Raw genomic sequence first — 18953 nt, 5'->3', positions numbered from 1 at the left:
TCCGATGGAGTGGCTCGAGTTCAGTACCGCCAACTGCTCGGTGCAGCGCACGCTGGATGTGATCGGGGATCGGTGGACGATGATCGTGCTGCGTGAACTGTTCAACGGCGTGCGCCGCTTCGAACAGATCCGGCAGCATTCGGGTATCTCGGAGTCGGTGCTGTCCAACCGGCTGGCCAAGCTCCGCACGGCCGCCGTCATCGAGGCGGTCCCCTATCGCGAATCGGGCAGCCGGACCCGGCGCGAATACCGGCTCACCGACAAGGGCCGGGACCTGTATCCGATCCTGCTCGCGCTCCTGCAATGGGGCGACCGATACTGCGCCGACCCCGAAGGACCTGCGCTCGTGGTGGACCATCGCGACTGCGACGAACCGGTCGAGGTGGTGGTCCGGTGCCGGGCCGGGCACGATGTCGAAGGGCCACACCGGGCACGAACCCACGCGGGGCCCGCGGCCAGGCCGGTGTAGGTCAGCGCCGCCCGTTGCTCTCGGTCACGCCGGTCTCCGACGGCCGGAACACACCCAGCGCACCTGCCTCGCTGGTGATGGTCAGGTCTTTCACGCGATGGTTGACTTCGCCGTCGGTCGCCAGCGAAACGTCCGAGCCCACCACCTGCACCCGCATCTGCGCCACCCGGCGGTGCACGTAGGTGTGCGAATGTTCCAGGCTGCCGGTGATGGTCGACCAGATGAGCCGGGTCCGCGACAGCGGCAGGTCCGCGCGCAGGTACCGCACGTCGAGGGTGCCGCCGTGCAGGCGCGGGCGTGCGGTGGGGATCTGGTGGCCGGGCAGGTAGGTGCCGTTGCCGACGAACAGCATCCAGATCTCCACGCGCTCACCGTCGATGATCGCGTGCAGCGGCTGTGCCCGTGACAGCACCCGCAGCAGGGCGACGGCCGCGGCCGGCCATTTCCCGAGCCGCGATTGCAGCTTTTCGCGCAACCGCACGAAATCCGGATAGCCGCCGAGGCTGGCGGTATTGACGAAGGTGCGTTCACCGTCGCCGCCGAAACGCACCCGGGCGATATCGGTGCGCATCACCTCGCCTGATTCCAGCGCTGCCAGCGTCGCGGCCGCATCGTCGACGCCGAGGTCGCGGGCGAAGTGGTTGAGGGTGCCGCCGGCGAACACGGCCAGCGGCAGATCGTGGCGGACCGCGGCTTCGGCGACGCCGGAGACGGTGCCGTCACCGCCGAGGGCGCCCAGCGCCACCACCCCGCCGGCCGCGATCTGCGCGGCGATCTGCGCGTCGAGGTCCGCACGCGGGTCGAGTTCGAGGATCTGCGCCGCGGGGACCTTCTCGCGGATCGGTTCGAGTGGGTCGCCGTTGCCGAGCCCCGAGGAGCGGTTGACCACCAGCAGCAACCCTTTGCCGTCCGACAGCGGTGTGGTGGATTCGGTGGGCCCCATGGTGGCCGGTTCACCCGCCCGCACCGCCCACCAGCGCCGGGTGGCCAGCGCCAGCGCCGAGCCGAGCATCGCGCCGGCGAGGACGTCGGAGGGCCAGTGCACACCGATATGGACGCGGGAGTAGCCGACGGCCACCGCGACCGGCGCCACCGCGACGGCCGCGCGCCGGTCTTCGAGCGCGACACCGGTGACGAACGCAGCGGCCGAGGCCGAATGCCCGGACGGGAACGACGACGAATAGGGCGGTTTGACCGGCCTGCGCACGAACGGCACCGACGCGTCCGGTGGCCTGCGCCGGGGAAACATCGGCTTGGCGATCCCGTTGGCGATACCGCTGGCCAACCCGACCGACAGCGCCCCGCGCACCGCGGCCCGCCGCTGGGCGCGGTCGCCGGTCAGGTACATCGCCGCCGCCAGGCCCACCCACAGCAGGTTGCGGTCGGCCGCCCGGCTGAGCTTGCGCAGCACCCGATCCGCCGGTGTGGGCCGTAAGTCGGCACTACGCGCTATCAGCCACCGATCCACCGCACTCACCGTTTACCTCGCTTCTCGCCGGGCCACCGGGCACCGGCCACGGCACTGTCGGAGTCTAAGCGACAGTGACCACCGCAGCATTGGCCTCACCAACCCTCACCCCCGTCCGACAGCACTCGGCTGCGGCGGTTCATCGGCCAATGACGGCTCCCCCAGCCCGATCCGCTGTTGCCACCGCTTCATCCATGCCGGCGCCCACCAGCAGCGCTCGCCCAGCAGTGTCATCGTGGCCGGTACCAGCATCATGCGCAGCACGGTCGCGTCGATGATCAGCGCCGCGATCATGCCGAAGGCGATGTACTGCATCATCACCAGATCGGAGAAGGCGAACGCGCCGGTCACGACCAGCAGGATCAGGGCGGCGGCGGTGATGATGCGCCCGGTGTGCGCGGTGCCGGTCCGCACGGCCTCGTCGGTGGTGGCGCCGCGGGCGCGGGCTTCCACCATGCGTGAGAGCAGGAACACCTCGTAGTCGGTGGACAGGCCGTAGATGATGGCGATGATGAGCACCAGGATATTGGCCTGGATGGGTTGCGGGGTGAAGTTCAGCAGGTCGGCGCCGTGCCCGTCGAGGAAGATCCAGGTGAGGATGCCGAGGGTGGAGCCGAGTCCGAGGGCGCTCATCAGCGCGGCCTTGATCGGCAGCACCAGCGAGCCGAAGGTCAAGAACATCAGCATCGTCGTCACCAGCAAAACCAGCACGACCATGAACGGGATGCGCACCAGCAGGGCGTCGATGCTGTCTTTCTGGATCGCGGGAACCCCACCGACCAGCATGGTCACCCCGTCGGGCCGGTCGAGGGCGCGCAGGTATTCGATGGTCTCGCCCGCTTCGGCCGAGTCGATGAGGGTGGCCTTGGTGCGGTAGACATCGCCTTGCACCGTGGAACGCGACGGAACCTCGAAGCTGCCCTCGAGACCGGGCGCGGTATTGGCCTGATCCCAGAGATCGCCCACCGCGGTGCCGTTGTCGGAGATGAAGATCAGCTCCAGCGGATCGGATTTCCGCACCGGGAACAGCTCATCGATCCGCTCCTGCGCCACCCGGGTCGGATCGTCCGGCGGCAAATAGCGTTCGCTGAACCCGCCGAAGACGAGGTTGCGCATCGGCAGGATCAACAGCAGCAAACCCAGGCACAGCACGACGGTGATCTTGCGCGGATGCCGCATCACCCAGTCGGTGCTGCGGGCCCAGAATCCCTGCTCCACCTCCTGCGCCGACCGGGTCCGCCGGAAACGTTCGAAGCCGAGCAGATCAACTCGGGGCCCGAGCACCGCGAGCATCGCGGGCAGCAGGGTGATCGATGCCAGCGCCGCCAGCGAGACCGTCGCGATGGCGCCGTAGGCCATCGATTTCAGGAAACCCTGTGGGAACAGCAGCATGCCGCCGAGGCTGGCGATGATCATCGTCGCCGAGAACACCACGGTGCGCCCGGCCGTCATCACCGATCGCCGCACCGCGGCCCGGGTGTCGTAGCCGGCGGCCAGTTCCTCCCGGAACCGGCTCACCACGAACAGTCCGTAGTCGATCGCCAGGCCGATGCCGATCATCGAGACCACCGGGGAGACGAAGGAATTCACGTCGGTGACCAGGGTCAGCAGCCGCAGGATGCCGTAGGCGCCGAAGACGGTGAGCCCGCCGACGATCAGCGGCAACGCCGCCGCCACCACACCGCCGAAGATGAAGAACAGCAGCACCGCCACCGCCGGGATGGCCAGCATTTCCAGGCGCCGGGTGTCGTGGGCGACGGTGTCGTTCAAGGTCCCCGCCACCGCTTGCAGGCCGCCCACCTGCACCTCGATACCGGGAATGGCGAAGGCGTCCTTGACCTTCCGGTAGTTCTGCACCATTTCGGTGTCGGTCTCGCCGCGGACGGCGATGGCGGCGACGGCGTGTTTGCGGTCGTCGGTGGCGGCCTGCGGGCCGCTCAGTTTGCCGGTCTCGGTGGGCCAGTAGGCGGCGTTGATGCCGAGGATCTCGTCGGGGTGTTCGCGGGGCAGGCGGTTGAGGTTGTCCACCACGCGACCACGGAACCACGGATCGTCGACGGTGGCGCCGTCGGGCGCGGTATAGAGGACCACCACGTCGACGTCGTGGTTGCGCCCGAACGCGCGGTCCGACAATCGGGCCGCCACCGCCGATTCCGAGGTCGGGTCGTCCAAACCGCCCGAGGTCAGATGATCGTCGAGGCCGATGCCGGCGACGCCGAGGCCGAGCATCGCCGCGCCCACCACCACGAGGACCGCGAACCGCAGCCGGAACACCAACTCCCCCCAGCGGGTGAACATCACACACCCCCGGCCGACTCGGCGCGCACCCCGGTGCGCTCGCAACGATCTCTTCGATCCGATAGGACCAGCACGCCGAATGCCAAGGGGCCGGGTCCTTTCCGCTCGTACCCGCACTGTTGGACGTCATCCAACGTACCGACCGGAACCGACTGGGCGTTACGGTTTCGAAACCGCCGATGCGGCAATACGTTTGAACCGGCGGCGAGCGCCCGGCCGATCACCCATGGTCGAAGACGGCGCGAACCGGACCCCGATAACCGTCGGCCAGCGCGCGCACGACGGCGTCGAACCGGGCCACGAACGACTCGGCGGTGCCGGGATCGAACAGCGCGGTGGGGTAGAGGAACACCCCGTCTACACCGGCCGGCGCTCCGTGCTCGTCGTAGCGTTCGACCAGCCCGAACTCCAGATCGTGTTTGGCGCGCGGCGCGCCGACCGGCACCTCGGTCACCGTCGACCGGGGATCGTTCGGCGGTTCGGGTGCGGCGGCCGCGCGCTCGAGGATCAACGTGGCCTGGAACAGCGGGGTGCGCGTGTCCTCCAGCAGGCACCGCTTCAGCCGCGGGTTCGGTGTGTCCGGGTGGGCGAACGCGGCCAGCGCCACCCGGCGGACCTGATCGATCAGCTCGTCCATATCGGCGGCGCGGTCCAGGCGGATGCGCAGCAGTACGTCATCGGCGAAATTGCCCACGAGATCGTCCAGCAGACGGTGATCGCGCCCGTGCACCGCCGTCGCCACCGTGACGTCGGCGCTGCGCCCGAACCAGCCCACGCACACCGCGAACGCCGTCTGCAACACCATGAACAGGCTCGCTCGCCCCCGCTGCGCACGCTCGAGCAGGGCCGCGTGCACCGCGGGCGCAAAGGCCACGGCGATCGAGGCGCCGTCCGCGCACGGCACGGCCGGACGTGGCCGGTCGAGTGGGAAATCCAGCATCGACGGCCGCCCCGCCAGTGTGTTCGCCCAGTAGCGCAGTTGCTGGGTGGCTCGGCTCCACTCGTCGGCGTAGTCGCCGAGCTGGGCATGCTTCCACATCGTGTAGTCGGCGTAGTCGACCGGCAGCGGCGGAAAGACCGGGGCCCGGCCGCGGGCGCGGGCGGTGTAGGCGGAGCCGAGATCGCGCAACAGCGGCGCGATCGAGCGGCCGTCGAGACAGATGTGATGGGCCACCAGTAGCAGCACCACATCGTCGGGGCCCAGCAGGTACACCCGGGCCCGCAGAGGCAGATGGACCGCGAGGTCGAACTCACGGCCGGCGAACTCGGCCAGCCGGACCTGCAGATCGTGTTCGGACACCGGGCACACCCGCACATCCGGCGCCGCGTCCGCGATCGGGACGACGAGCTGGGCGGGCCCGTGTTCGGTGGCCGGGAAGCGGCTGCGCAGCGGCTCGTGCCGGGCGACCACGTCACCGATCGCGGCGACCAGTGCGTCGACATCGATCGCGGCGCCGCGGATGCGGACCGCGCGCGCCACGTTCCAGTCCGCCGAGCGACCGGCGCGCGCGGCGTGCCACATCCGCTCCTGGGCCGGAGCCAGTGGCAGGTGCGCCGGACGCGGACGGCGCATCAGCACCGGCGGTCTGGTCACCGGCGGCAGCGGCTGCCCCGGTCGCCGCAGTACCGGGATCGGACCCGTTGCGAGCCGGTCGTCGGCACTCCACCCCGGCCCGATCCTCGTAGCGGAGTCCACCACCTGCACCTCACCAACACGCTCGATAACGGGTGGACGGTATCGAGGCCGAGTTAACCGGTAGTTACCGATGCATGAAGCCGCCGGGTCGGGCGGGGTGGCCGAACGGTGCGGCCGGTCGCACTAGGGTGGAACGGTGCAGACAGGCCAGGACTCAGAGCATCCGCACGCGGATCCACTCGCCGGACCCCGGATCTGGGGCGGGACCACCCTCACCGAGCGCAAGCAGGTGCGGCGCACGGCGTTGCTGGAGGCGGCGCTGGATCTGATCGGCGAATCCGGAGCAGCCGGGGTCACCATGCGGGCGGTGTGCCGCCGGGCCAATCTCACCGACCGGTACTTCTACGAGAGCTTCGCCAGCCGCGACGAACTGCTCGATGTGCTCTACCGCCAGGTGGCCGAGGAATTCCTGGAGCCGATGACCGCCTTCGCGGTGGCCGACGATCCCTCCCGCGACCGCGCGCTGTCGCAAGTGCTGGTCGACAAGGTGCTCGAGGATCCGCGCAAATCCCGGTTGTTCCTGGTCGAGCCGTATTCCAGCACCGGGCTGGGCCAGACCACCATCGCGGTGATGCCCGCGTTCACCCGCCTCATCCAGGACCATCTGTTCTCCCAGATCGACGATCCGGTGCGGCGTCGCCTGGCCGCGGTCACCATGGCCAGCGGTAATGCCGGCATGTTCTCGGCCTGGCTCAACGGCTCGCTGCGCGCCGACCGTGACGAGATCGTCGATCATCTGGTCGCGATGATCACCGCTTACCGCGGGCTGTATCAGCACTGACCGGCGCGGCGCCGACCGGCGGCCCCGAACGTAAGGTGGCCGCAGGAGGTTTCGAACGTTGGCCGATGCGGTGGTGGGTTCTACGGGTACGCTGATGTCGCCGATCCGGGGGGCCGGGATGCTGGGTGAGGTCCTGGTCGCCGTCCGAGGGGGAACCGAGCTCTACATCGCGCGCGCTACCGAGCCGATCGCGGCCGGGGCGACCGTGCTGATCATCGCTGTCGACTCCGGCCGCATCGCCGAGGTGGTGCCGTGGATTCCGCTCGTGCCGGATCCGCTGGACTGATGTTCGAAACAGCAAGGGAGACAGACGTGCTGGGCTACCATGTGCCGGATCCGGATGAGGCGATGCTGGTCAGCGGCGCCAAGAGCAAGGACAACACGCCGTTCAAGGTGATCATCGGCCGCGGGGCCTGGGTGGTGCCGTTCTTCCGCAAGGTGCGGTATCTGTCGCTGGCCATGTTCGAGGCCGAGATCAAGGAACGCTGCGAGACCAAGCAGGCGATCCAGCTCGATGTGCGGGCGGTCATCGCGTTCAAGGTCGCCAACGACACCCCCTCGATCGTCAATGCCGCGCAACGGTTCCTGTCCGAGCAGGAACGCGAGATGTCGATGCTGACCGGCCGGATCTTCTCCGGTCACCTGCGTTCCATCGTCGGTTCGATGACGGTGGAGGAGATCATCCGCGAACGTCAGCGCCTCGCCGATGAGGTGCTGGTGGCGTCGAAGGTCGAGATGAGCAACATCGGGCTGTGGGTCGACTCGTTCCAGATCATGTCCATCGACGACGGCGACCTCGGCTACATCTCCGCGCTGGCCGCACCGCACAATGCCGCCGTGCAGCGCGACGCGCACATCGCGCAGTCGCAGGCCGCGCAGCGTTCGGCGGAGGCCGAGCAGGAATCGTTGCGCCGCCAGGCCGAATACGAGCGGGAGACCGCGCTGCTCAAGGCCCAGTACCAGCGCGATATCGACAAGGCCCAGGCCGAGGCGGCCGCGGCCGGTCCGCTGGCGCAGGCGCTGGCCCAGCAGGAAGTGCTGATCGCCAAGGCCGAACAGGCCCGTAAGGAAGCCGAACTGCGTGAACAGCAGTTGCAGGCCGAGGTGGTGAAGCCGGCCGCGGCCGAGGCGGAGCGGGTGCGCATCCTGGCCGAGGCCGAGGCGGATCGCACCAGGATCCAGGCCGAGGCGGCGGCGTCCAACAACCGGATCGCGCTGGACCAGTTGCTCATCGAGCAACTTCCCGAGATCGTGCGCCAGGCCTCGCACGGGCTGTCCAACGCCAACCTCACCGTGCTCAACGGTCCCGACGGGGTCAGCGAATTGGTCAACGGGATGGTCGGTCAGGGCCTGACGGTGTTCTCTTCGCTGCAAAAGGCGCTTTCCTCCAACGATGGAGAAAATGCGGGTTAAAGTGGCCCGGTAGCGTCGGCGACGAGGAGCGGGTGTGGTGGCCATCGGGAAATTGGTGTCGTTCGACAGCTCGCGCGGATTCGGTTTCATTCGTCCCGAAGACGGTGGACCGGATGTGTTCGTGCACGTCAACGACATCGGTCTCGACGAGGACGAACTGCGCCAGGGGCGGGTGTTCGAATTCGAGATCACCGAGGGTGACCGCGGGCCCAAGGCGGTCAATCTGGCCGCCGCGGGCGGCGCGGTCGGGCCCGCTCCCCGTGGCCGCACCAAGGACCGGGCCGGGGTGGTGGTGCTCAGCGCCGCCGAGCACATCCGGCTGGTCACCGAGCTGCTGCTGGATGCGAGCCCGGCGCTCACCGCCGGTGAGATCATCACCATCCGCGAACGGCTCACCGCCTTCGCCGGCGAACACGGCTGGCTCGACGACTGACCACACGGGCCGCGTAAGCCACGCTCGTCGTTGTGCTCGTGGATCCCGCATGGTGTCGGTGCCACCGCATACGATCGCCCCACCGATGAATCCCCGTCGGTCGCGACGTCGACATCGGTGAGGACCGACTCCGAGGAGGATCGCGTGGACCTACCGGTGATGCCACCCGTGCGGCCGATGCTCGCCAAATCCGCCCCCGCGGTACCGCGTGAGCCCGGCCTGAGTTACGAACCCAAATGGGATGGGTTCCGGTGCATCGTGTTCCGCGACGGGCCCGACATCGAGCTCGGCTCGCGCAATGACCGGCCGCTGACCAGGTACTTTCCCGAGGTCGCCGAGCTGCTGAAGGACGCGCTGCCGCCGCGGTGCGTGGTCGACGGCGAGATCGTCATCGTCACCGAGGCCGGCCTCGATTTCGACACCCTGCAGTTGCGGCTGCATCCGGCGGCCTCGCGGGTGGCCAAACTCGCCGCCGAAACCCCCGCGAGTTTCGTCGCGTTCGATCTGCTCGCGCTCGGCGACGACGATCTGACCGGCCAGCCGTTCCGGGAACGCAGGCGGCTGCTCGAGACCATCCTCGATACCGAACTCGCGCGGGTGCACCTGACGCCCATCACCGCCGACCCCGATGTCGCCGAGGACTGGTTCACCCGCTTCGAGGGCGCCGGATTCGACGGGGTGATGGTCAAGGCCGACGATCAGCGGTATCAGCAGGACAAGCGGGTGATGCTCAAGGTCAAACACGAGCGCACCGCCGATTGTGTGGTGGCCGGTTTCCGCTGGCACAAGGACGGTCAAGGGGTCGGTTCGCTGCTGCTGGGGCTCTACGACGACGAGGGCAACCTGCATCATGTGGGGGTCGCGAGCAGCTTCACCGCCGCCCGGCGCAAAGAGCTCGTCGACGAGCTCGAGCCGTGGCGGGAGGGCGCGCTGGACAACCATCCGTGGCGCAACTGGGCCGATGCGGCCGCGCAGGCCTCGGCCGAGGGCAAGATGCCGGGCGGGATGAGCCGTTGGAGCGCGGGCAAGGATCTGTCCTGGGAGGCGCTGCGACCCGAACTCGTCGCCGAGGTCCGCTATGAGCATGTGCAGTCGGGCCGGTTCCGGCACGGCGGCAGGCTGGTGCGGTTCCGCACCGACCGCACACCGGAATCGTGCACCTACGGCCAGCTCGACGAGGTGGCTCCGGCCGAACTGGCCGCGATCTTCGGTTCCGAGGTGGCGCGATGAGTGACTCGGTCGAGATCGAGGTCGACGGCCGCGCCCTCACCATCTCCAACCCGGACAAGGTGTATTTCACCAAGCGCGGGGAGACGAAACTCGATCTGGTGCACTACTACCAGGCCGTGGCCGGACCGCTGCTCGGCGTCATCGGCAATCGGCCGCTGCTGCTGGAACGCTATCCCGACGGCGCCTCGGGCAAATCCTGGTTCCAGAAGCGGGTGCCGAAATCCGCGCCGGACTGGCTGCACACCGTCGAGGTCACCACCCCCAACGGCACCACCAGCGACGCGCTGGTCGCCCACGATCTGGCGCACATCCTGTGGGCGGTGAATCAGGGCTGCCTCGGATTCCACGTGTGGCCCAACCACGTCGACGATCTGAACATCGCCGATGAACTGCGGGTGGACCTCGACCCCTCCCCCGGCATCGGCTTCGACGAGCTGCGCGCGGCGGCGCTGCGCACCCGCGAACTGTGCACCGAACTCGGGATCGACGCCCGCGTCAAGACCTCCGGCTCGCGCGGGCTGCACCTGTATGTGGCGCTGCAACCGCGCTGGGACGGCTACCAGGTGCGGGCGGCGGCGGTCGCGCTGGCCCGTGAGCTCGAGCGACGCCATCCGGAGGAGATCACCGCGCACTGGTGGAAGGAAGAACGCGGCAGCCGCGTGTTCGTCGACTACAACCAGAACGCCCCGCACAAAACGGTTTTCGGGGCCTGGTGCGTGCGGCCCAAAGTCGGCGCCCAGGTGTCGACGCCGATCTCCTGGGACGAGCTGGACACCGTGGTGCCGGAGGAGCTGACCATCGCCACCGTGCCGGCGCGGCTGGCCGAACGCGGTGACCCGTGGGCCGACCGGCCGCCGCAGTCGATCGAACCGCTACTGGAGATGTCGGAGCGGGATATGGCCTCGGGTCTGATGGACGCGCCGTGGCCGCCGCAGTATCCGAAGATGCCCAACGAGCCGCCGCGCGTGCAGCCGAGTCGTGCCAGGAAGGCCGACTGAGTGCTGTGGCGCCGCTGCGCCGGGAATCAGGCAGTAGGGAGCGCTACCGGGGTGCGACGAGCCTGGGCTCACCGCACCCCGCACCTGTTCACTCCGGAAGGGCGTCCACGGTGGGGACGACGACGCCGAACAGATCCGTGATTGTCGTCAAGGCCGCGGTCTGCAGGGTGGCAGCGGACACGACGCCACCATCCGGCCCGGTGAGGGCACGGGTCGCGGTGGTTTCGGCGACGACCGTCGGGCGGTAGCCGAGGTTGAACGCGCCCTGCGCGGTGTGGCCGACGCACATATGCGTCATGAACCCGGCCAGCACGAGGTCGGCGCCAGGCTCGACCCCCGAATCACCCAACGTCTGTTCCAGTTCGGTGGCGTGGAAAGCGTTCGGGAACTGTTTGACCACGATCGGCTCACCGTCGGCGGGCGCGACTTCGCCGCTGATGGCGCCGATCTCGGCGCGAATGTCGTACGGCGTGCCCACGCCACCGTCATTGACGATGTGCACGATGGGAATCCCGGCGGCGCGAGCCCGTGCCAGCAGCCGCGCGCCCGCCGCCAGCGCCTGCTCGGCGCCCACCAGTGCCATCACGCCGGTGCGGTAGGTGTTCTGGTAGTCGATCATGATCAGGGCGGACTCGCGCAATCGCGGTGCCGAATCGTCCAATCCGACGACGGTGCGCAGGGAAGCCGACGACTGAATCGTGGTCATGGAACTGCCTTTCAACGGGAGGTGGGCATGACGAAGTTCCTCCCGGCGGGGGTGCCGAGGGAGGTTTGGGGGCGACCGGGCTCAGGCCGTCGTGGTGCGGAAGCGGCGGCGATAGGCCGCCGGGGTGGTGCCGAGCTGACGTTTGACGGCCCGGTGCAAGGTCTCCACCGAGCCGAGCCCGGAATCGGCCGCGATCTGGCCGAGGCTGCGGTCGGTGGTTTCGAGTAGCCGCCGGGCGACCTCGACCCGGGTCGCCTCGACGTAGGCGCTGGGCCCGACGCCCATCTCGGCGGTGAACACCCGCACGAAATGGCGTTCGCTCAACCGCATCCGGGCGGCGAGCACCTCGGTGGACAGGTCCTCGTCGTAGTGCTCGGCGATCCACAGCCGCAGCTCATCGATATCGCGACGAGCGGGTGCGGGACGGCTCAACGGGACCGAGAACTGGCTCTGCCCGCCTTGCCGTTTCAGGAACATGACCAGCTGGCGCGCCACGGCCAACGCGACCTGCTCGCCCAGATCCTCGGCGACCAGGGCCAGCGCCAGATCCAGGCAGGCGCTGATGCCGGCGCCGGTCCACAACCGGCCCCGGTCGGCGCGCACGAAGATCGGATCCGGATCGACAATGATCTCCGGATGCCGAGCGGCGAGCTGGGCGGCGGTCGACCAATGCGTGGTGGCAGTCTTCCCGTCGAGCAACCCGGCCGCGGCGAGCAGATGCGCGCCGACACAGACCGACGCCACGCGCGCCGCGTGCGGGGCGGTCGCTTGCAGCCATGCCACCACGTCGGAATCGATGCGGGCCAGCGGACCGCCGTCGGTCATCTCGACCGCGCCGGGCACCAGCAGGGTGTCGACCCGGCCGCCGACCTCGTCGAAGGTCAGGTCGGGCAGCACCCGTACCCCGGCCGAGGTGGTGACGGGGCCGGCGGCCGGCGCCGCGAGCCGGACCTCGTAGCCGGCGCGACCCGCGGTCTCCCGGTTGGCCAGCGCGAACACTTCGGCCGGGCCGGTGACGTCGAGGAGGTCGACCTCGGGGAAGACCGCGATGACGACTCGGTGGGAATGGGGCACGCACCCATCCTCACCCGCGCCCGGCGATGACGGCAATGACGATTGTCTGTCACATTCGGACATGCGGTCGGCCGTGCCGCCGCCCGGCGATCAGCTCGTCCAGAGCACCCAGGTAGCGCCCCGGCCCTGTCCTTCGCACACCAGCGCGCGGCCATCGGCGGTGCGCGCGGTCGCCGCGGCGTCCGGATCGCAGCTGGTGCCGCCCTCGCCGACGACCTCGGAGATGGTGTACGGGCCCTTCCACTGGAATCCGGTGCTGGAGGTGGCCGCGGTCAAGCACAGCAGCGTCGAACCGTCGGCGGCGGTACCGATGAGACCGGCCTCCGGGCAGGCGGTGCGCAGCGTGGCCGTCGGTGCCGCGGGTCCGGTGGGTTCGGCGCCGGACGCCGATGCGCCGGTGCTCGCTTCGGGCGCACCGGCCGGCTCCGATGGCGCGTTGCCTGCCGGGCCGGTGGCCGAAGCCTGTGTGGCCCAGACCGTCTGGGAGGTCTGGGTGGAGGCGAGTTCTTCCGCGCGCGAAACCACGTCGGACAGCAGGTCGCCCGGCAGCACCAGCAAGGCCGCGATCACCGCCGCTTCGGCCAGGCCGAGCAGCAGCGCGAACAGGGCCATCACCCGGCCGCGGGGATGGCTGAAGGCGATGAGGCCGAACACGATGGCCACCGGAATCAGCAGCAGCAGGGCCGCGACCAGCGCGATCACCGCGTAGGGGTTGACGATTCGGCGGGCGCCGGGCTCCTCGGCGCGGACCCAATCGGGGTCGTAGTCGTCGTCGGGATCGTCGACGACCACCCCGCGACCACGGCGAGTGGTCATGGTGTTGTCGTCGCGAACTTCCGGCCAGCGCTCATCTGCCCAGCGCCGCGAATCTGCCATCCGAGGGTCCCTCTCACACTCACCGTCGTGCGAAACCCCGGACATCCGGCCCGCCCCGACACGAGAAGGATAGAGCCACACCGCCGAACCGTCCTGCGAATGCCGCAGATCGCATTACCGGAAAGCAAGCCGACATGCCCGGCGTATCCATAACGAACACAGCACAATTACCCTGCCGACGGGTGTCAGCGGCCGCGTTCGACCTTCGGCAGCGATTCGGCGACCAAGGTCAGCAGCATGTCCACCAGCAGCTCGTGCACCTGGTCGCGGGTGAGTGTGCCGCGGGTGATCCATTCCCGTCCGGCCACTTTCACCAGTCCGCCGTAGGCGCGCACCATCGCGCGCATGGACGCACTGTGTGCCGAATCGGCCAGGCCGATCATCAGCAGCAGCCGTTCGGCGGCGGCGTCATCGGCCTGGTCCAGGATCTGCTGCACGTCGGGATCGTCACCGACACCCTCGTGGCTGGTGACCTTCACCCAGGTGCTGCCGTGCTCGGAAATGGTGTCCAGCAACCAGCGCACGCTGGCCTCGACCCGTTCGCGTTCGGTGCCGGTGGGCACGACCATGTCATCGATGCGGGGCAGGGTCACCATCCGGCGCACCACCGCGAGGTAGAGGTCGCGCTTGTTGCCGAAGTAGTGGTTGATCAGCCCGCGCGCCACGCCGGCGCGCTGGGCCAGCTCCGCTGTCGACACCGCGGCATACGGCCGCTCGCCGAACATCTCGATGGCCTGGGCCAGGATCTGGGCCCGGCGCTCATCGGGTTCGAGCCGCCGGCGGCGCGGTTGCCCGTCGGTGGCCGACGCTGGGGTTTCAGAGAGATCGCGCAATGAGATCCTTCATCACCTCGTTGCTGCCCGCGAGGATGCGCAGGACGCGGGCGCCGGTGTAGAGCTGGGAAATCGGGTACTCCGTCATGTAGCCGTAGCCGCCGAACAGTTGCAGGCAGCGGTCAACCACGATACCCAGTTGGTCGGTCAACCAGTATTTCGACATGGCAGCGGTGGGAATATCGAGTTCGCCCCGAATGTGCTTGTCGATGCAGTCGTCGAGGAAGACCCGGCTCACCCGCGCCAGCGTCGCGCATTCGGCGAGTTCGAACTTGGTGTTCTGCATCGCGAACAGGGGCTTGCCGAAGGCCTCGCGGCCCTTGGTGTATTCGACGGTCAGCTCGACGGCGCGTTCCATCATCGCGACCGCCATGATCGCGGTGACCAGCCGTTCCTGGGCCAGCATCCGCATCATCTGATAGAAGCCCTGCCCCTCGACCCCGCCGAGCAGGTTCGCCGCCGGGACGCGCAGGCCGTCGAAGAACAGCTCGGCCGTGTCCTGGCCCTTGCCGCCGATCTTGGACAGGATCCGGCCGCGGGTGAAACCCGGTGTGTCGTCGCCGACCTCGGCGAACAGCAGCGAGACGCCGGCCGCTCCCTGTTCGGGGTCGGTTTTGGCGGCGATGATGATGCCATCGCAGAGCCAGCCGTTGGTGATGAAGATCTTCGAACCGGTGATGACGTAGTCGTCGCCGTCACGCACCGCGCGGGTCTTGATGTTCTGCAGGTCGGAGCCGGTGCCGGGTTCGGTCATGCCGATCGAGAGCACCATGTCGCCGCTCGCGGCGCGGGGCAGCACCCGCTGCTTGAGTTCCTCGGAACCGAATTCGGCGAGGTAGGGGGCGATGATGGCACTGTGCACCGGCATGCCCATGGCACCGTCACCGGCGCGCACCTGCTCTTCGATGATCGCGGCCTCGTGAGCGAAGGTGCCACCACCGCCGAACGGTTCGGGCAGCGCCGCGCAGAGCAGGCCGAGTTTGCCGGCGGTGCGGTAGAGCTCGCGGTCGGGATGGCCCTGCTCGACGAACTTCTCCTCGTGCGGAACGACCTCGCGCTCGAAGTAGCTGCGGGCCAGATCCCGCACCGCTTCGACCTCGTCGTCACTCCAAATCGGGCGTGCCATCGTCGCATCCTCTGCTCGTTCCCACCCGGCCGCGCCGGGGCTTGCGCCCTCAGATTCGCGCACTATTGGCATTCTGTCAACAAGCCGCGCACCGATCGGCTACGCGGGGGCGATCTGGGTAGTTCAGCGGTCGGTGTCGACCGCGGCGAGCGTGCTGAAGATGGGCGTGGCCGGATCGGCCTGGATCCCGCGGCGACGCAGGAAGCTGTCGATGAGACCCCAGACGTATTCGGTGGTCTGATCGACGAATTCGCCCGCGTCTGCGGCCGGGTCGTCACCGCCGAGCCACAGGTCGGTGATCGAGACGACTACGCCGGTGATGGCGCGCGCCAGATAGTCGATGCCGCTGTCGTCGATAGGGACCGCCTCGGCTACGGCACTGGCTTGCCGCGCCAGGCGTCCGGCGACCTGACGGCCGAGGTCGACCTGGACCACCGAGCCGTCGCGGTCGTGGCCGGTCTGGGCTTGGCCGAGGAAGCGGAAGACGTTCGGGTGCTCGAGGATGCTGTCGGCGTAGGCGCGCAGCACGGTGGCCAGGGCCTGACGCGGCGGTTGCAGCACCAGCGTCAGGTCGTTCCCGGCGGCGGCGAAGGCCGATGTCGCCATCCGCCCACCGATCTCGGTGAACAGATCGGCCTTGTCGGCGAAACGCCGGTACAGGCGCGGTTTGGTGATGCCGGCCTCGCGGGCGATGTCGTCCATGCTGGGCCGCGGGCCGTCCCGGTCGATCACCCGGATGGCCGCGTCGACGATCTCGTCGCGGCCGACCGACCGCGGTGCGGCGCGCACGGTGCTGCGGTTCACGATATTCATCTCCGGGCGACCTCGAGGTTGGCGAGTGCGGCGGCGTTCACCCCTCGAGCAACACCACCGACCCTGTCGGCAGAGCATACACGTACTCGCGGTACGTACTACTCGCGGAGAAGCTTTTACTCGCTACAGCCAGCGTAAACGTGATCCATCACACATATGCATCTACCTGCGGGATCTGGCTTCACCCCGGGACGTACTGCCAGTATCGTCGACCGTACCGCCAGTACGCACGAACGAGGTGACGTCATGACCGAACCGCGCGACCCCGGCCGCCACCCGGTGGACGGGCCCGCCCCCGACCGCCGTTGGCGCATCCCGGTCGACGGATTCGAACTCGCCGGCTTCGAATGGGGCGCTCCCGGCGCGCCTCCGCTGATCCTCGTCCACGGCGCCTCCGACACCCACCACGCCTGGGAACAGGTGGCCGCGATCCTCGCCGACGAATTCCGGGTCATCACCTACGACGTGCGCGGGCACGGTCGATCGGGTGCGCCCCGCGAGCTCGGCGCCTACCGGCTCGACCGGCTGGCCGAGGACATCTACGCCGTGATCGACACGGTGTCTCCGGATCGGCCGGTCCATCTGGCCGGGCACGGCTGGGGCGCGGTGCAGGGCTGGGAGGCCGTGCTCGATCCGCGTGCGAGCACCCGTATCGCTTCGTTCACCGCGCTCTCGGCGCCGCATCTGGACCATCTCGGCTTGTGGTTGCATCAAGTGCGTCAGCGCACCCGGCGCACGGTGCATCGTGTGCAGGCACGCACGGTGCGCCGGTTGGCGACCGCCCCGCCGCTCGAGCGCCGCGCAGCGGGTGGGCGCGCCCGCAGGACCACACCGATGGCCTCTGCCCTCGACGAGGCGCGGCTGACGCTGCACAGCTCGCCGTCGATGCTGCGCCGTGCGCTCTACCAGCCGCGGGTCCGCGCGGGCATGCACCGACTCACCCACCGCTCCGCCCATCAGCAGGCGCCGATCGCACCGACCTGGCGCGCCGATCTGCTCGCGGGGGCGCGCATCGTCCGCGCCAATCTCGGACACCATCTGCGCCATCCGCGCGATCAGCACACCGCGGTGCCTGTGCAGTTGCTGTTGGATGCCGCCGACCCGGCCGCGCGGCCCGGCGTGCGCGCGGCCGTGCAGGCGCGGGTGGATCGGCTGTGGTGCTACACGCTGCCTGCCAACCATTGGCTGCCGGTGACCGAGCCGCTGCTGGTCGGCGAGGCGATCGCCAATTTCGTCAGTGATCTGCGCGCCGACAGCGATCCCATCGTCGGCAACACTCGATAGCAGCGCAGGCCGTCCTCCTTCGCCACGAAAGGCATCATGACCACCGCAGCCGACACCCTGTCCGAAACCCTCGGCGCTCCCCTGCCCGCGGAGTTCGCCCGGCTCAGCGACGCCCAGCTCACCGAACTCGACCGGATGCTGCGCGCGGCCTCCGAGCAGCGGTCCCGGCAGATGCGGGAGGCGTTCGAGTCGGGGCTGGCGCTGATCCCGCGCCTGATGCGGCCCGCGGTGAAGAAGGCGCTGGGGCTGTGAGCAACCATCTGCTCGCGCTCGCCGAGACGACCAAACTGGCCCGGCTGCTGGGCGTGCGGGCCGAGGAACTCGACTTTCTGGTCGACCTGCCGCCTGCCGCGATCCGCGAATTCCGGGACCGCAGCACCGACCTGCTCTTCGATCGTGGCCGGTCCAAGCTCGCCCGGGTGGCCGCGGCGGCGAATCTGGTGCCGGTGGCGATCAGTGCGAAGATCGCCACCCGCGCCTTCGGGCCGGTGCTGTGCGCGGCCGTCGCCGCCTCGGTCGAACCGCGTCGCGCTGTGGAGATCGCGGCGGCCCTGCCCGCGCCGTTCCTGGCCGAGGCCGCCATCGCGCTGGATCCGCGGCGCACGGCCGCGGTGATCGCGCAGGTTCCGCCGCGGCAGGTGGCAGCGGTCGCGACCGAGTTGCTCGCGCGCGACGAGCACGTCACGATGGGCCGTTTCGTCGGCGTGGTGCCCGAACCGTCCTTGCGTGCGGCGGCGGCCGTGACCGGTGACGCCGATCTGCTGCGTATCGGGTTCCTGATGGAGGACAAGAGCTCGATCGACACGCTGATGGGGATCGTCGCCGATCGGCTGCCCGGCATCATCCGCGCGGCGCACACCGATCAGCTGTGGGCCCAGGGCCTGGACCTGCTCGCCACGGTTAACGATGCCAACAAGCGCCGCCTCGGCGATATCTGCGCCGAGCTCGGCGACGAGGTGCTCGACGGTCTCGTCGCGGCGGCAGTGGAACTCGATGCGCTGGCGACCCTGCTCCCGGTCACTCGCGCCATGAGTCCCGGCACGCTCGCCCAGTTGGCGGCCCGGCCCGCCGTGCACGACGAGCAGTTCCTCGCCGCCTGCGTCGATACCGCGCTGCACGAGGGGCTGTGGCTGGATCTGCTGCCGCTGACCGGAAACCTGCCCGCCGAGCCGCTGGCCTTCGTCGCCGGCCGGGTCGCCGCCGAACCCGATGACCGGCTCGACGATCTGCTGCGCCGAGCCGGAGCCGCCGGCCAGTGGGAGGCCGTGATCCCGCTCGCCACCGCCCTGTCCGACGAGGATCGCCGCCGGCTTGCCGCGCTGCCGGTGATGACCGAGCCTGCAGGCACCGCGACGGAGACCGGGACCCATGCCGAGTCGGCCGGTGGTGACGAGTCCGGGCGCGCGCGACTGGCCGAGGAACTGCGGGTCACGTAGCGGGCTCGAATGGCCGGTC

General features: G+C 69.3%; 18 protein-coding genes and 1 pseudogene. 10 read left to right on the top strand and 9 right to left on the bottom strand.

Features of this window, described 5'->3' with window-relative positions; genetic code table 11:
* Positions 1 to 4: 4 nt before the first annotated feature.
* Positions 5 to 469, top strand: a complete 465-nt coding sequence (locus tag NOCYR_RS13300; protein WP_014350896.1) for a winged helix-turn-helix transcriptional regulator — start codon at positions 5 to 7, stop codon at positions 467 to 469.
* Between the two features lies 1 nt (position 470).
* On the opposite strand, the gene NOCYR_RS13295 is transcribed toward NOCYR_RS13300, so the two are convergent.
* The 3 genes and pseudogenes from NOCYR_RS13295 to NOCYR_RS13285 all read right to left on the bottom strand — a co-directional run bounded on the left by NOCYR_RS13295 (position 471) and on the right by NOCYR_RS13285 (position 5829).
* The gene (locus NOCYR_RS13295) at positions 471 to 1946 is read right to left on the bottom strand and encodes a bifunctional phosphatase PAP2/diacylglycerol kinase family protein (protein WP_148280625.1); all 1476 of its coding nucleotides are present in this window, start codon (positions 1944 to 1946) and stop codon (positions 471 to 473) included.
* Positions 1947 to 2075: 129 nt separating this feature from the next.
* Positions 2076 to 4235: pseudogene (locus tag NOCYR_RS13290) on the bottom strand (MMPL family transporter); the annotation flags it as partial.
* A 220-nt stretch (positions 4236 to 4455) separates the two neighbouring features.
* Positions 4456 to 5829: a condensation domain-containing protein gene (locus NOCYR_RS13285; protein ID WP_231856074.1), complete on the bottom strand. Its 1374-nt coding sequence runs from the start codon at positions 5827 to 5829 to the stop codon at positions 4456 to 4458.
* 238 nt (positions 5830 to 6067) lie between these two features.
* Here NOCYR_RS13285 and NOCYR_RS13280 point away from each other — a divergent pair, with 238 nt between their 5' ends.
* The 6 genes from NOCYR_RS13280 to ligD all read left to right on the top strand — a co-directional run bounded on the left by NOCYR_RS13280 (position 6068) and on the right by ligD (position 10786).
* Positions 6068 to 6712 carry a TetR/AcrR family transcriptional regulator gene (locus NOCYR_RS13280; protein ID WP_014350892.1) on the top strand — a complete coding sequence of 215 codons (645 nt, stop codon included), beginning with the start codon at positions 6068 to 6070 and terminating at the stop codon, positions 6710 to 6712.
* Between the two features lie 94 nt (positions 6713 to 6806).
* The gene (locus NOCYR_RS13275) at positions 6807 to 6998 is read left to right on the top strand and encodes a hypothetical protein (protein ID WP_014350891.1); all 192 of its coding nucleotides are present in this window, start codon (positions 6807 to 6809) and stop codon (positions 6996 to 6998) included.
* Positions 6999 to 7024: 26 nt separating this feature from the next.
* On the top strand, positions 7025 to 8125 hold the full coding sequence (locus NOCYR_RS13270) for an SPFH domain-containing protein (protein WP_014350890.1): 1101 nt from the start codon (positions 7025 to 7027) through the stop codon (positions 8123 to 8125).
* A gap of 34 nt (positions 8126 to 8159) precedes the next feature.
* A complete protein-coding gene (locus NOCYR_RS13265; protein ID WP_014350889.1) occupies positions 8160 to 8558 on the top strand; it encodes a cold shock domain-containing protein in 399 nt (132 codons plus the stop codon).
* A 144-nt stretch (positions 8559 to 8702) separates the two neighbouring features.
* On the top strand, positions 8703 to 9788 hold the full coding sequence (locus NOCYR_RS13260) for an ATP-dependent DNA ligase (RefSeq protein ID WP_014350888.1): 1086 nt from the start codon (positions 8703 to 8705) through the stop codon (positions 9786 to 9788).
* Entirely contained in the window at positions 9785 to 10786 is a 1002-nt protein-coding gene (ligD, locus tag NOCYR_RS13255) for a non-homologous end-joining DNA ligase (protein ID WP_014350887.1), read from the top strand. The genes NOCYR_RS13260 and ligD overlap by 4 nt, the downstream gene beginning before the upstream one ends.
* Before the next feature lie 88 nt (positions 10787 to 10874).
* Here ligD and NOCYR_RS13250 read toward each other — a convergent pair whose 3' ends face one another.
* The 6 genes from NOCYR_RS13250 to NOCYR_RS13225 all read right to left on the bottom strand — a co-directional run bounded on the left by NOCYR_RS13250 (position 10875) and on the right by NOCYR_RS13225 (position 16214).
* Positions 10875 to 11492, bottom strand: coding sequence for an isochorismatase family protein (locus tag NOCYR_RS13250; RefSeq protein ID WP_014350886.1), 618 nt, complete (start codon positions 11490 to 11492; stop codon positions 10875 to 10877).
* An 81-nt stretch (positions 11493 to 11573) separates the two neighbouring features.
* Entirely contained in the window at positions 11574 to 12566 is a 993-nt protein-coding gene (locus NOCYR_RS13245; RefSeq protein WP_014350885.1) for a GlxA family transcriptional regulator, read from the bottom strand.
* 90 nt (positions 12567 to 12656) lie between these two features.
* Positions 12657 to 13442 carry a hypothetical protein gene (locus NOCYR_RS13240; protein WP_048833323.1) on the bottom strand — a complete coding sequence of 262 codons (786 nt, stop codon included), beginning with the start codon at positions 13440 to 13442 and terminating at the stop codon, positions 12657 to 12659.
* A gap of 185 nt (positions 13443 to 13627) precedes the next feature.
* Positions 13628 to 14275: a TetR/AcrR family transcriptional regulator gene (locus NOCYR_RS13235; RefSeq protein WP_014350883.1), complete on the bottom strand. Its 648-nt coding sequence runs from the start codon at positions 14273 to 14275 to the stop codon at positions 13628 to 13630.
* The gene (locus tag NOCYR_RS13230; RefSeq protein ID WP_014350882.1) at positions 14259 to 15401 is read right to left on the bottom strand and encodes an acyl-CoA dehydrogenase family protein; all 1143 of its coding nucleotides are present in this window, start codon (positions 15399 to 15401) and stop codon (positions 14259 to 14261) included. Before NOCYR_RS13230 ends, NOCYR_RS13235 begins: the two co-directional genes overlap by 17 nt.
* A gap of 123 nt (positions 15402 to 15524) precedes the next feature.
* Positions 15525 to 16214: a TetR/AcrR family transcriptional regulator gene (locus NOCYR_RS13225; RefSeq protein ID WP_014350881.1), complete on the bottom strand. Its 690-nt coding sequence runs from the start codon at positions 16212 to 16214 to the stop codon at positions 15525 to 15527.
* Positions 16215 to 16460: 246 nt separating this feature from the next.
* On the opposite strand from NOCYR_RS13225, the gene NOCYR_RS13220 reads away from it, so the two are divergent.
* Genes NOCYR_RS13220 through NOCYR_RS13210 form a run of 3 tightly spaced genes read left to right on the top strand, consistent with a single transcriptional unit; the run spans position 16461 to position 18934 of the window.
* Positions 16461 to 17498 carry an alpha/beta fold hydrolase gene (locus NOCYR_RS13220; protein ID WP_014350880.1) on the top strand — a complete coding sequence of 346 codons (1038 nt, stop codon included), beginning with the start codon at positions 16461 to 16463 and terminating at the stop codon, positions 17496 to 17498.
* A gap of 36 nt (positions 17499 to 17534) precedes the next feature.
* Positions 17535 to 17750 (top strand): hypothetical protein, encoded by a 216-nt coding sequence (locus NOCYR_RS13215; RefSeq protein WP_014350879.1) that lies wholly within the window; start codon positions 17535 to 17537, stop codon positions 17748 to 17750.
* On the top strand, positions 17747 to 18934 hold the full coding sequence (locus tag NOCYR_RS13210) for a hypothetical protein (protein WP_014350878.1): 1188 nt from the start codon (positions 17747 to 17749) through the stop codon (positions 18932 to 18934). The genes NOCYR_RS13215 and NOCYR_RS13210 overlap by 4 nt, the downstream gene beginning before the upstream one ends.
* Positions 18935 to 18953: the final 19 nt, after the last annotated feature.

The sequence above is a fragment of the Nocardia cyriacigeorgica GUH-2 genome (assembly GCF_000284035.1).
Classification (GTDB): Bacteria; Actinomycetota; Actinomycetes; order Mycobacteriales; family Mycobacteriaceae; genus Nocardia; species Nocardia cyriacigeorgica_B.
This window is presented reverse-complemented; position numbering and strand designations above follow the sequence as displayed.